Source organism: Luteibacter sp. 329MFSha (assembly GCF_900111665.1).
GTDB lineage: Bacteria > Pseudomonadota > Gammaproteobacteria > Xanthomonadales > Rhodanobacteraceae > Luteibacter.
This window is the reverse complement of sequence record NZ_FOJE01000005.1, coordinates 267,709-280,718: the sequence shown is the minus strand read 5'-3', so window position 1 is coordinate 280,718 and position 13,010 is coordinate 267,709. Positions and strand designations below refer to the sequence as shown.

At 69.0% G+C, this 13,010-nt stretch carries 11 protein-coding genes; 6 read left to right on the top strand and 5 right to left on the bottom strand.

Features of this window, described 5'->3' with window-relative positions:
* Positions 1–20: 20 nt before the first annotated feature.
* The 3 genes from nagA to BMW54_RS18225 all read right to left on the bottom strand — a co-directional run bounded on the left by nagA (position 21) and on the right by BMW54_RS18225 (position 3,166).
* On the bottom strand, positions 21–1,169 hold the full coding sequence (gene nagA, locus BMW54_RS18235) for an N-acetylglucosamine-6-phosphate deacetylase (RefSeq protein WP_090059031.1): 1,149 nt from the start codon (positions 1,167–1,169) through the stop codon (positions 21–23).
* A gap of 193 nt (positions 1,170–1,362) precedes the next feature.
* Positions 1,363–2,397, bottom strand: a complete 1,035-nt coding sequence (locus tag BMW54_RS18230) for an SIS domain-containing protein (protein ID WP_090059029.1) — start codon at positions 2,395–2,397, stop codon at positions 1,363–1,365.
* Between the two features lie 16 nt (positions 2,398–2,413).
* Positions 2,414–3,166, bottom strand: coding sequence for a GntR family transcriptional regulator (locus BMW54_RS18225; protein WP_090059026.1), 753 nt, complete (start codon positions 3,164–3,166; stop codon positions 2,414–2,416).
* A gap of 233 nt (positions 3,167–3,399) precedes the next feature.
* Here BMW54_RS18225 and zwf point away from each other — a divergent pair, with 233 nt between their 5' ends.
* The 5 genes from zwf (at position 3,400) to BMW54_RS18200 (ending at position 9,149) form a co-directional block, all read left to right on the top strand.
* A complete protein-coding gene (zwf, locus tag BMW54_RS18220; RefSeq protein WP_254779456.1) occupies positions 3,400–4,872 on the top strand; it encodes a glucose-6-phosphate dehydrogenase in 1,473 nt (490 codons plus the stop codon).
* Positions 4,869–5,570 carry a 6-phosphogluconolactonase gene (pgl, locus tag BMW54_RS18215; RefSeq protein ID WP_090059022.1) on the top strand — a complete coding sequence of 234 codons (702 nt, stop codon included), beginning with the start codon at positions 4,869–4,871 and terminating at the stop codon, positions 5,568–5,570. Before zwf ends, pgl begins: the two co-directional genes overlap by 4 nt.
* Before the next feature lie 127 nt (positions 5,571–5,697).
* On the top strand, positions 5,698–7,509 hold the full coding sequence (edd, locus tag BMW54_RS18210; protein ID WP_090059019.1) for a phosphogluconate dehydratase: 1,812 nt from the start codon (positions 5,698–5,700) through the stop codon (positions 7,507–7,509).
* A 16-nt stretch (positions 7,510–7,525) separates the two neighbouring features.
* On the top strand, positions 7,526–8,176 hold the full coding sequence (eda, locus tag BMW54_RS18205) for a bifunctional 4-hydroxy-2-oxoglutarate aldolase/2-dehydro-3-deoxy-phosphogluconate aldolase (RefSeq protein ID WP_090059017.1): 651 nt from the start codon (positions 7,526–7,528) through the stop codon (positions 8,174–8,176).
* Between the two features lie 121 nt (positions 8,177–8,297).
* Complete coding sequence (locus BMW54_RS18200; protein ID WP_090059014.1) at positions 8,298–9,149, top strand: EamA family transporter; 852 nt, start codon at positions 8,298–8,300, stop codon at positions 9,147–9,149.
* 16 nt (positions 9,150–9,165) lie between these two features.
* Here BMW54_RS18200 and BMW54_RS18195 read toward each other — a convergent pair whose 3' ends face one another.
* On the bottom strand, positions 9,166–10,200 hold the full coding sequence (locus BMW54_RS18195; protein WP_090059012.1) for a LacI family DNA-binding transcriptional regulator: 1,035 nt from the start codon (positions 10,198–10,200) through the stop codon (positions 9,166–9,168).
* Between the two features lie 65 nt (positions 10,201–10,265).
* Complete coding sequence (locus BMW54_RS18190) at positions 10,266–11,555, bottom strand: sugar MFS transporter (protein ID WP_090059009.1); 1,290 nt, start codon at positions 11,553–11,555, stop codon at positions 10,266–10,268.
* Between the two features lie 403 nt (positions 11,556–11,958).
* On the opposite strand from BMW54_RS18190, the gene glk reads away from it, so the two are divergent.
* On the top strand, positions 11,959–12,984 hold the full coding sequence (gene glk / locus BMW54_RS18185; protein WP_090059007.1) for a glucokinase: 1,026 nt from the start codon (positions 11,959–11,961) through the stop codon (positions 12,982–12,984).
* Positions 12,985–13,010: the final 26 nt, after the last annotated feature.

Below are 13,010 nucleotides of genomic sequence, written 5' to 3'. Positions count from 1 at the left end.
ATCGGCGATGGGTGCTGGCGTCAGGCGGTATGGACGCGTACGCCGCCGATCCAGGTTTCCGCCACGTGCTGCGTTTCGTCGAGCACGACGAAGTCGGCGCGGAAGCCGGCGGCGATGTGGCCGTGCGTGGCGCCGAGACCCAGGAAGGCGGCGGGATAGGTCGAGGCCATGCGGGCGGCTTCGTCGTACGGCACGCCGACCATGTTCACCGTGTTGCGCACGGCGGTGGCCATGTCGAGCGCGGAGCCCGCGAGCGTGCCGTCGGCCGTCTGGCAGACGCCGTCGCGTACCGTGATCGTCTCGCCCTTGAGCACGAAGCTCGGGTTGTCCGAACCGACCGGCGGCATCGCGTCCGTCACCAGCATCATCTTCTCGCGCGCCTTCGCGGCGATCGCGACGCGCAGCGACGCGGGATGCACGTGGTGACCGTCGACGATCAGGCCGCACCAGCTCGCGGCATCCTCGAGCGCGGCACCCACCACGCCCGGTTCGCGGCTGGTGAACGGCGTCATGGCGTTGAACAGGTGCGTGAAGCCCCGCACGCCGGCGGCGAGCGCGCGACGGGTGACTTCGTAATCGGCGGCCGTGTGGCCGGCCGCGACGATCACGCCGTTGTCGACCAGCTGCGCGAGTACCTCGGCCGATGCGCGTTCCGGCGCGAGCGTCAGCAACGTCACGCCACCGTGGCGGCCGGCGACCATCGCGACATCGGCGGCGCCGGCGATACGGAACTTCGCCGGATCGTGCACGCCCTTGCGCTCCGGCGCGATGAACGGGCCTTCGAGATGGATGCCGAGCACGCCCGGAACGCCCTGTTCGACGGCGGCGTTCACGGCGTCGATGGCCTTCGCCATCACATCGGCGTCGTCGCTGATCAGCGTGGGCAGGAAGCCCGTGGTGCCGAACTTCGCATGCGCCTCGCCGATCGTGCGGATGGTCTCGACGGTCGGCGCGTCGTTGAACAGCACGCCGCCGCCGCCGTTGACCTGGCAGTCGATGAAGCCGGGCAGCAGGGTGCGGCCGCCGAGGTCGTGGCGTTCCGCCGCGCGCACGCGCGGATCGGAGGGCAGGGCGAGACCGGTGATGGTGTCACCGTCGATCAGCACGGCGAAACCGCCCTGGAATCCGTTGTCGGTGAGAACGCGGCCGTTGACGAGGGCGGTGGTCATGGGGGGTGGGCCTTTTGCAGGGGGGGGCTGTTCTGGAGATGGGAGATGGGAGATGGGGGCGTGGTTCCGGCGGTCGATCAAGGGAGCGGGTGGCGTGTCGCGGGGTTGCCGGTGGCTGTGCGTCGCGGCGCCTTCAGCGCCCGGGGTACCGCCCCTCATCCCCCATCTCCCATCTCCCATCTCCCATCTCCCGCTACACCGTCTCGGTGACCTTGTTCAGGTGCGGCGGCACGTCGGGGTTGAAGCCGCGTTTCAGCGCGAGCGCGGCGGTGGCGCGGTAAAAACTCTGCACGGTGACGAGCGGCGCGCTGATCGGCGCGGTGGCCACCAGCGGGAGCACGCCCTCGCCCGTGGCGCCCGGCGCGGCGATCCACACCTTCGCGCCGCGCTTGCGGAACTCGGCGGCCACGTCGAGCACGCCCGGCAGCGTGTCGTCGTTCTGCGCGAAGAAGAGCACCGGAAATTCCGGGCCGACGAGGGCCATCGGGCCGTGCTTCACTTCGGCGGAGCTGAAGGCCTCGGCGTGCAGGCCGGAGGTTTCCTTGAACTTCAGCGCGGCTTCGAGCGCCGCCGCGAAGCCGAATCCGCGGCCCACGACGAACAGGTTGTGCGCGTCGACGAGGCCTTCGGTGAGCGCGCTCCAGTCGGCGTCCCAGCCCTGGCGCAGCTGCGCGGGCAACGCGGAGAGCGCGTCGCCGATCGCGGCGTTGCCGCTCCAGCGCGCGGCGATGTGCAGGATCGCGGCAAGCGCGCCGAGGTAGCTCTTCGTCGCCGCCACGCTCTTTTCGGGACCGGCGTGCAGCGGCACGACGACATCCGCGATGGCGGCCAGCGGCGAATCGACGACGTTGACGAGTGCGACCACCAGCGCGCCGGCCTTCTTCGCGGCCTCGGCGTTGCGCACCAGGTCGGGACTCTTGCCGGACTGCGACACGGCGACGTACAGCGCGCCCTGGAGGTTCTGCTTCGCGTGGTAGATCGAGGTGACCGACGGCGAGGCGGACGCGGTGACGACGCCCAGCTGCGTCTCGAACACGTACTTCGCGTACATGGCGGCGTGGTCGGAACTGCCGCGCGCGCAGGTGATGATCATGCGTGGCGGGTGCGCGCGCAGGCGCTCGGCCAGGGCCGTGACGACCGCCTCGTTGAGCGCGAGCTGCCGCTCGACGACCTCCGCCGTCTCGTGCGCTTCGCGGAACATCAGGGTGTCGTGCGGATGGATCGTCATGGAATGGTCGTGCCCGTCAGTCGCTCTGCAGTTCCGCGACGAAGTCGTAGATGTCGCCGCGATACCAGGAGCAGGTGAATTCGACGATGCGTCCGTCGTCGAGGAAGCTGCGCCGCTCGATGTTGAGGCCGGCGCTGCCGGCACCGAGGCGAAGCAGGCGAGTCTGCGCCGGCCCGAGGACCACGGCGCGCAGGCGCTGCAACGCGCGCAGCGGCCGGTTGCCGAGCTTGTCGAGCGCTTCGTAGAGCGAATCCTCCACGAGGCCCGGATCGGGCAGGAGATCGAGCGGGACGGCGCTGCGCTCAATGGCGAGCGGCTCGTCCCCGGCGTAGCGCAGACGGTGCAGGCGCACCACCTGCGTGCCCGGCGAGAGATTCATCGCCATGGCCTCTTCGGGCGTGACCTCGCCGATCGCCCTTTCGAAGAACTCCGATCGCGGGTTCAGCCCGCGGGCCCGGAGATCCTCGGTGAAGCTGGTCATGCGCGAGAGAGGCTTGACGATGCGCTCGGAGACGAAGGTGCCCGCGCCATGGCGCTGGGTCAGCAGGCCGTCTTCCACCAGGCCGCCGATGGCCTTGCGCACCGTGACCCGGGACAGGGTGAGGGCCCTGGCCAGATCGCGTTCGCTCGGCAGGGCGTGGCCGACCTGGACCTCGCCGTTCTCGATCACGTTGCGGATCGCCCGGCGCAGGCGCATGTACGCCAGCGGCTGCCGGACTGCCGGGTCGTTGTGCAGACGCTGGTATTCGGCGACAAGGGCGCTTTCCATTCTGCGAAGATACCAATCCCCGACCACTGGGGCAAGCAGATGCAACCCCGGCCATACCAGCCGGCCATTCAAACGGTCGTTTGCACGATCTAAATGCACTGTGCAAACGTTTGCGGTGCAGCATGTGGTTTCGAACGGCGGCGAATGGTCGCGTCCAGTGGTACGGGGCTGGTACGTCCTGGTATGTCACTGGTACGATCCGGAGGCATCCGTTCCTGTGTGAGGCCATCGTCGTGAGCGCTCCCCTCCTTCCGATCGAACCGTTCGATCTGGTCATCTTCGGCGGCACCGGCGACCTCGCCGTGCGCAAGCTGCTCCCTGCCATGTACCACCGCTTCGCCGACGGCCAGATCCAGGCGTCGAGCCGCATCATCGGCGTGGCGCGCGAGGGTCTGGACGACGCGGCGTATCGCGAGCAGGTCCGCGCCGCGGTCGAAAAGGGTGTTTCGCACGTCGTCCCGGCCCAGCTCGACGCGTTCATCGCGATGATCGGCTATCGCTCGCTCGACGCCCGCAAGGCCGACGGCTGGGACGAGTTCGCCGCGCTGATGGCCGAGAAGGCCGACCACATCCGGGTCTTCTATCTCTCGACGTCGCCGGACATCTTCACCGACATCTGCCAGCGCCTGGGTTCGCTGGGCATGAACGGCGAACGCTCGCGCGTGGTGCTCGAGAAGCCGATCGGCCGCGATCTCGAGAGCGCGAACGCGATCAACGACGCCGTCGCCCGCGTCTTCAGTGAATCGCAGACCTATCGCATCGATCATTACCTCGGCAAGGAAACGGTGCAGAACCTGCTGGCGCTGCGCTTCGGCAACGCGCTGTTCGAGCCGCTGTGGAACGCGCAGCACATCGACCACGTGCAGATCACCGTCGCCGAAACGGTCGGCGTCGGCCATCGCGCCGGTTATTACGATCGCGCCGGCGCGCTGCGCGACATGGTGCAGAACCACATCCTGCAGCTGCTGTGCATGCTCGCCATGGAGCCGCCTTCGTCGCTGGCGCCGGACGCCGTGCGCGACGAGAAGCTCAAGGTGCTGCGTTCGCTGCGCCCGATCGACGCCCGTAACGCGGCCCAGCTCACGGTGCGCGGCCAGTACCGCGCCGGCGCCGCCGAGGGCCAGGGCGTGCCGGGTTATTCCGACGAGCTCGGCAGCGACCAGTCCCGTACCGAAACCTTCGTCGCCCTCAAGGCGGAGATCGGTAACTGGCGCTGGGCGGGCGTGCCGTTCTACCTGCGTACCGGCAAGCGGCTCCCGAGCCGCGTGTCGGAAATCGTGGTGACGTTCCGCCAGCTGCCGCATTCCATCTTCGATCCGACCAGCGGCCCGCTGCTGCCCAACCGCCTGACGCTGCGCCTGCAGCCGGACGAGGGTGTGAAGCTGTGGCTGACGATCAAGCATCCGGGACCGGGCGGACTGCGCCTGCGCCACGTGCCGCTCGACATGAGCTTCGCGGCGGCGTTCGGCGTGCAGCAGCCCGACGCCTACGAGCGGCTCATCCTCGACGTCGTGCGTGGCAATCCGACCCTGTTCATGCGTCGCGACGAGGTCGAGGCGGCATGGAAGTGGGCCGGCCCCATCCTCGACGCGTGGGAAGCCAGCGGCGACACGCCGAAGCCGTATACCGCGGGCACCTGGGGTCCGAGCGCCGCCGTGGCGCTCATCGAACGCGATGGCCGTACCTGGGCCGAGGATGCCGCATGAACGCCAAGATCGAACGCCATGAATTCACCGACAAGCTGTCGCTCGCCGACCAGCTCGCGCGCGACGTCGCCGCGAAGCTGAAGCAGGCCATCGATGCGCGAGGCAAGGCCACGCTCGCCGTCTCCGGCGGCAGCACGCCGAAGATGATGTTCGCCGTGCTCGCCGAGCAGGAGATCGACTGGTCGAAGGTCGCCATCACGCTCGTCGACGAGCGCTGGGTCGACGTCGACAGCGAGCGTTCGAACGCTCGCCTGGTGGCGGCCCACCTGCTCCACCACGAGGCCCACGCGGCCACGTTCCTGCCGCTGTTCGACAAGGCGCACGCGGACGACGTGGACAAGGCGCTGGGCGCGGTCGGCGCGCGCGTCGACGCGCTTGGCCTGCCGTTCGACGTCGTGATCCTCGGCATGGGCGGCGACGGGCATACCGCGTCGTTCTTCCCCGGCGGCGACAACCTCGCGGAGGCGCTCGATCCGAAGGGCACGAAGACGGTGCTGTCGATGCGCGCGCCGGATGCCGGCGAGCCGCGCATCACGCTGACGCTGCCGAAGGTGCTCGATACGCGCGCGCTCTACGTGCATATCGAAGGCGCCGACAAGAAGGACATCCTCGCGAAAGCCGAGGCCGGTGAGGATTACCCCATCGGCGCCGTGCTGAAGAACGCGAAGGGCCCGGTCGAGGTCTACTGGGCGCCGTAACCACCCCTGCCTTACCGCCGCGCGGGACACGCGCGGCAACGGGTCGTCCCGGCGCCGTGCCGGCGATCCACCCGACAGTCCCGTGCCGGCGCGGCGCGGGGCGCGGTCAAAGCCTCAGGAACATGCCATGACCACCCATCCCATCCTCGCCGAGGTGACCCGGCGCATCGTGGAGCGTAGCCGCGAATCGCGTGCCGCGTACCTCGCCAAGATCGACGCCGCGCGCGGCAAGGGCGCGAAGCGCCATCACCTCTCGTGCGGCAACCTCGCGCACGGCTTCGCCGCATGCGCCGAGAAGGACAAGGACGCGCTGCGCAACGGCCACGCCGCGAACATCGCGATCGTCACGTCGTACAACGACATGCTTTCGGCGCACCAGCCTTACGAGCGCTATCCGGAGCTGATCCGGCGCACGGCGCGCGAGTTCGGCGCCACCGCGCAGGTCGCCGGCGGCGTGCCCGCGATGTGCGACGGCGTCACGCAGGGCCGTCCGGGCATGGAGCTGTCGCTGTTCTCGCGCGACCTCATCGCCATGGCCACCGCGGTATCGCTCTCGCACGACATGTACGAAGGCGCGTTGTACCTCGGCATCTGCGACAAGATCGTGCCGGGCATGCTGATCGGCGCGCTCAGCTTCGGTCACCTCGCGTCCGCGTTCGTGCCGTCGGGCCCGATGCCGTCGGGCATTCCGAACGAGGAGAAGTCGAAGGTCCGTCAGGCGTTCGCCGCGGGCAAGGCCACGCGCGCGGAACTGCTCGAGGCGGAAGCGCGTTCGTACCACGGCTCGGGCACCTGCACGTTCTACGGCACGGCGAACTCCAACCAGATGCTGATGGAGATCATGGGGCTGCACCTTCCGGGTGCGAGCTTCGAGGCGCCGGATACGCCGCTGCGCGACGCGCTGACGCGCGCGACGGTCGAGCGCGTGCTCGCCATCGACTCGCTCGGCGACCAGTACCTGCCGCTCGGCCACATCGTCGACGAGCGCTCGGTCGTCAACGGCGTCGTCGGCCTGCACGCCACCGGCGGCTCCACGAATCATCTGCTGCACCTCGTCGCCATCGCGCGCGCCGCCGGCGTGGAACTGCGCTGGGACGACTTCGACGCGCTTTCCGCGGTGGTGCCGCTGCTCGCACGGGTCTATCCGAACGGCTACGCCGACGTGAACCATTTCCACGAGGCCGGCGGCATGGGCTTCCTGATGGACCAGCTGCTCGACGCGGGCCTGCTGCACGCCGACGTCAACACGATCATGGGTCCGGGCCTGCACCACTATCGCAACGCGCCGTCGCTCGAGGGCGACACGCTGGTGTGGAAGCCGGTATCGAAGGAGAGCGGCAACCGCGGCGTGCTGCGCTCGATCGCGGAGCCGTTCCGCCAGGACGGCGGCCTGCGCATGCTCAAGGGTAACGTCGGCCGCGGCGTCATCAAGGTGTCGTCGGTGCCGGAAGACCGCATGGTCGTCGAGGCGCCGGCCATCGTGTTCGACGAGCAGGACGACGTGAAGGCCGCTTTCGACCGCGGCGAGCTGGATCGCGACTTCGTCGCGGTCGTGCGCTTCCAGGGTCCGCGCGCTCGCGGCATGCCCGAGCTGCACAAGCTCACGCCGACGCTGAGCCTCCTGCAGGACCGCGGCTACCGCGTCGCGCTGGTGACCGATGGACGCATGTCCGGCGCGTCGGGTCGCGTGCCCGCGGCCATCCATGTCACGCCGGAAGCCGAAGCGGGCGGTCCCATCGCGCGCATCCGCACGGGCGACCTCGTCCGACTCGATGCCAACGAAGGCACGATCGAGGTGCTCGTCGACGCCGACGAATGGAACAGCCGCATCCCCGACAACGTCGACCTGGCCGTGCACCACACGGGCATGGGCCGCGAACTCTTCGCCATGTTCCGCCAGTCCGCCGTCACGGCCGACCTCGGTGCGGGCGTCTTCTGATCCACCGGAGTAGCAGATGAGCAACGAAGCAAAGCAGCAGCGCGTCGAATCCACCCTGCGCCTCGCGCCGGTCGTCCCCGTCGTGATCATCGAGGACGCGTCGAAGGCCGTGGGCATGGCGCGCGCGCTCGTGGCCGGCGGTATCCCGGCCATCGAGGTGACGCTGCGCACGCCTGCCGCGCTGGACGCCGTGCGCGCGATCGCCGCGGAAGTGGAAGGCGCGTTCGTCGGCGTGGGCACCGTGCTCACCGCGCGCGACCTCGACAACGCGCTCAAGGCCGGCGCGAAGTTCGCCGTGTCGCCGGGTAGCGCGCCGCGCCTGCTCGATGCCGCCGACGACTCCGAACTCCCGCTGCTGCCGGGCGCCGCCACGTCCAGCGAGGCGATGGAACTGCTCGAGCGTGGGTACCGTTTCCAGAAGTTCTTTCCGGCCGTTCCCGCCGGCGGCGCGAAGCTGATTGGCGCCTGGGCCAGCCCCCTGCCGCAGATCCGTTTCTGCCCGACCGGCGGCATCAGCCTCGCCAACGCCGGCGATTTCCTCAGCCTGCCGAACGTCGCCTGCGTCGGCGGCTCCTGGCTCACCCCCGCGGACAAGCTCGCGTCGTCGGACTGGGCGGGTATCGAGGCGCTGGCGCGCGAAGCGGCGCAGCTGCCGCGCAAGGGCTGAACATTCGCTACGATCGGCTCCCATCCTTCCGGAGGGTGGGAGCCGATCGCATCGGCGAGTGGCGCATGAGGGCCCATGATCCTGTGTCATTCTCGCGACCTTCGACACTCTCTACGCCGCCATGACCTACATCCTCCTCGCGGTCGCCTTCAGCGTGACCGTCTCGGTGCTGCTCAAGCTCGCCCGGCGCGCCAACGTCGACATCGTGCAGGCCGTCGCGACGAACTACGTCGTCGCCGCGGCGCTCGCCGCGCTGCTGCTGGGCGCGACGCCGCGCGCCGCGATCGACGCCCGCGCCACCTGGGCACCGCTCGTCCTGCTCGGCGTGCTGCTCCCCGCGATCTTCCTGGTACTCGCGCGCTCCGTGCGCAGCGCGGGCATCGTGCGGACGGACGTGGCGCAACGGCTGTCGTTGTTCGTTTCGCTGTTCGCCGCCTTCGCGTTCCTCGGCGACACGCTGACCGGGCCGAAGATCGCCGGCATCCTGCTGGCGCTGGTCGCCGTCGCGTGCGTGCTGTGGCGCAAGGATCGCGGCACGGCAGCGCAAGGCGGCCTGCTCGCGCCGCTGGCCGTGTTCGCGGGCTTCGGCGCCATCGACATCAGCTTCAAGCTCGTCGCGCAGGCGGGCGCGCCGTTCGCCAGCGCCCTGCTCGCCTCCTTCCTGATCGCGATGGTGCTCTGCTGGATCGCCGTGATCGTGCGTGCCGCCATGGGCACGGCGCCCGTCGCGATGCGCAGCATCGGCTTCGGCGCCCTGCTCGGCGTCGCCAACTTCGCCAACATCCTGTTCTACGTGCGCGGCCACCAGGCCCTGCCCGATTCGCCGTCACTCGTGTTCGCGGCGATGAACGTCGGCGTCGTGGTGCTCGGCGCGCTGGTCGGCGCGCTCGGCTTTCGCGAGAAGCTCTCGTGGCTGAACTGGCTCGGCCTCGCCATCGCCATCGCGGCGATCGGCGTGATGACCACGGCGTAGGCGCCGCAACGCCCCGTTAGCCCTGCAGCCGCCGCGGTGCCGTCGAGCCGCGCACGACGAGATCGGGGCTGAAGCCCTCGTTCTCGATGATGTGGTGGTCGCCCTCGCGTTCGATCTCCGCGATCAGTCGCTGCGCGGCGTGGCGGCCGATCTCCTCGGTGTTCTGCCGCGCGGTCGTGAGCGCGGGCCACGACTGCTTCGAGAACGGGCTGTCCTCGAATCCGGCGATCGAGAGTTCCCACGGCACGTCGACACCGCCCGAGCGCGCGGCGGCGAGCACGCCCGCTGCGATCTCGTCGTTCGAACCGAAGATGGCCGTCGGCGGCTCCTTCAGCGCGAGCAGCTTGCGCGCGCCGCGGAATCCGTCGTCGAAGGAATAGTCGCCCTCGACCACCAGCCGTTTGTCGACGGCGATGCCGTAGGCGCGCAGCGCGTCTTCGTAGCCTTTGTAGCGCTCCGGGCTGGAACGATGCTCCTTGCCGCCCCAGAGGAAGCCGATGCGCTGGTGACCCAGCTGGATCAGGTGTTCGGTGATCGCGTAGGCCGCGTCGCGGTCGTCGACGAAGACGCAGGGCCAGCCGTCCTTCGGATCCTGCCGCGCGGAAATGATCCGCACGAAGGGCACCTTCTGTTCGGTCAGCGCGGCAAGCAGCGCCGGTTGCTCGGACATCGGCGGACAGAGCACGAGCCCGGCTAGCCGGTTGCGCCGCACGAGGTCGCCGAGCTGGTCCGCCAGGCGCGCCGCCGAGGCGTCGCAGGGATGGATCTGGAGGCCGAAACCGCGCTCGCGGCACACCGAGAGCACGCCGTTCTGCATCGCGATGACGTAGTGGGCGTTCGGGTTGTCGTAGACCAGGCCCAGCGCGTACGTGCGCTGGCTGCGCAGGCTCCGCGCCGCCTGGTCGGGCTGGTAGTCGAGCGCTTCGATCGCGCGCTGTACCCGGTCGCGCGTCCGCGCGTGCACGGATGGCTCGTGGTTGATGACGCGGGAGACGGTCTTGAGCGACACGCCGGCCCGCTCGGCCACGTCCTTGATGGTAGGACTACGCAATCTGATCGACCCCTCGATGGCGGAACGGCCATCCTAGCGGATGGCCGTTGCGGCGCGAATACGGTTCACTTCTTCAGGTGCTGCCCGATCCGGTGCCCGACGGCGCCGTAGAAGAGGATGTACAGATAGCAGACCGCCATGATCACCAGGAACACGGCCTGGAAATTGTAGACCTGCTTCAGGTGGGCGAAGACCAGCGGCACGATGGCGCCACCCGCGATACCCATGATGAGGAACGCGGAGCCGAACTCGGTCAGGCGCCCGAGGCCCTTGATCGCGAGCGGGAAGATCGCCGGCCACATCATGGCGTTGGCGAAGCCGAGCGCGGCCACGAAGGCCACCGAGGTGTAGCCGGTGGTCACGTAGGTGCCGATGGAGAAGAGCACGCCGAGCACCGCCGAGATCGCGAGGTAGGTGTGCTGGGAGACGAACTTCGGGATCAGCACGAGGCCGGCCACGTAGCCGAGCAGCATCGCGAAGAGCGTGTAGGAGGTGAAGTGCTTGGTGTCTTCCGGCGTCATGCCGAAGCCCTGGCCGTAGGTGCCGATCGCATCGCCGGCCATCACTTCCACGCCCACGTACACGAACAGGCAGAGCACGCCGAGCCACAGGTGCGGGAAGCTGAAGAGGCTGCCCTTGTCGTGGCCGATGGCGCGCTCGGAGTTGTCGTGCGACGCGCGGATTTCCGGCAGCGACGAACGCACGACCCAGACGGCCAGCACGACCAGCAGGCCGGCCATCACCATGTACGGCATGTGCACCTTCGCCGCGAACGCGTTGAGCAGGGCCTCGCGCTCCACCGGATCGGTGGCCGCCGCGATCTGCTTGTCGAACGTGCCGATGTTGCTCATCACCACCGCGCCGAACACGAACGGGGCGAGGAAGCCGGCGGCCTTGTTGCAGATGCCCATGAAGGCGATGCGCTGCGCCGCGCTGTCGATCGGGCCGAGGATGGAGATGTACGGATTGGAGGCCGTCTGCAGCAGCGACAGGCCCGCGCCGATGACGAACAGGCCCGTGAGCGCGCCGGGGTAGACGCGCATCGTCACGAACTGGCCGAACATCACGGCGCCGATGGCCATGACGAAGAGTCCGAGCCCCATGCCCTTCTTCATGCCCGTCTTCTTCAGGATGAACGACGAGGGCAGGGCGAGGAAGAAGTACGAGAGGTAGAACGCGCTGGGCACCAGGAAGGCGCCGACGTCGTCGAGGTCGAAGGCGAGCTTGACGAAGGTGATCAGCGGGCCGTTCAGCCACGTCACGAAGCCGAAGATGAAGAACAGCACGCCGATGATGATCATCGGGATCAGGCTGGAATGACGCGTCTCGTCGACGCCAACCACTGTGGATGACATGGATGGTTTCCCTCTGGATGAATGTCGCATCGATGACGGCGGCACCGCCGGATGCTCCCCGATTTGTCCCTTTATCGACCTGCATGCACAACGTTGTCAATCGCCCCGGCGCGCCCGCCCATGACCTGTGGCACGGCGCGCGACTTTCGATGCCGCGCCGCGTCAAGCCCTTGATCCGCCATCCCGAACCCCGCGCCAGGCGCGGCCGCGCCTGCTTCCGGTCGCGGCGCCCCCGCGGCGCGCAAACGTTTCCTGTTGCGGTGCGTTATGGAATCCGCCCTGTCTCGGCCATTTGTCCGGTTGACAACGTTGTCATCGGCCAAACAGACTCGGCTCCGACAAGGGGCGCCGTCCACCGTTCGGGTGACGACGCGAGAGCGGGTCAGGGCACAAGGGGCAGGGCGTGGGCGAATCGGCCAAGCAGCGGGATCTCGTGCGTGCGTCGCGGACCGGGGCGTTTCTCGCCGCGGACGTGGGCGGGACGCATGCCCGTATCGGCCTCGTCCGCCGCGCCGCCGGCTCCACCGCCATCGACGTCCTGCGCTACGAACGCTACGCCTGCGCCGAATGGCCCAGCCTGACCGCGGTGCTTCGCGACTTCGTCGGCCACCTCGAGGGTGAGCAGGCGATCGAGCACTGCGCGGTCGCCAGCGCGGGCTATGTCCTCGGCGATGCCATCGTCAACGAGAACCTGCCCTGGCCGGTGTCGATCGGCGACATCCGCGAGTCGCTGGGTCTGGCGGGCCTCGCCGTGGTCAACGACTTCGAAGCCGTCGCCTACGCCTGCCAGTTCCTGCAGAGCCACGAAACCACGCCGATCATCGCCACCGACGCCGCACCGGCGGAGGGCCCGATCCTCGTGATGGGTCCCGGCACGGGCCTCGGCTCCGCGGTGCTGCTGCCCGGAAAGCCGCATTGCACGGTGCTGCCGACCGAGGCCGGACAGATTTCCCTCGCGCCCGGCAACGCGCGCGAGGTCGCGATCCTGGGCGAGCTCGCCCGGACGCGCGATTACGTCTCGTACGAGACCGCCCTTTCGGGCCCCGGCCTCGTCAATCTCTATCGGGCCATTTCCACGCTGGGCGGCACGGCCGCCACGCTGGCCGAACCCGCCGCCGTCACCGCGGCCGCGCTCGAGGGCAGCGATGCCGCGGCGACGGAAGCGCTCGACGTGTTCTGCGGGTTGCTCGGCAGCTTCGTGGGCGACCTGGCCATGCTCTACGGCGCCCGCGGCGGCGTGTACCTCGCCGGCGGCATCCTGCCGCAGGTGCGGGACCACCTCATCGCCAGCAGCTTCGCCAACAGGTTCTTCAACAAGGGCGTCATGCGCGCCTTTCTCCAGCAAGTGCCGGTACGTCTGATGGACCACGGACAGTTGGGTGTGATCGGTGCCGCCGGTCTCTACCTGCACGGTTCGACCGCTCATTGAAGAGCGGCGAAAGGAACGTAGGGCGT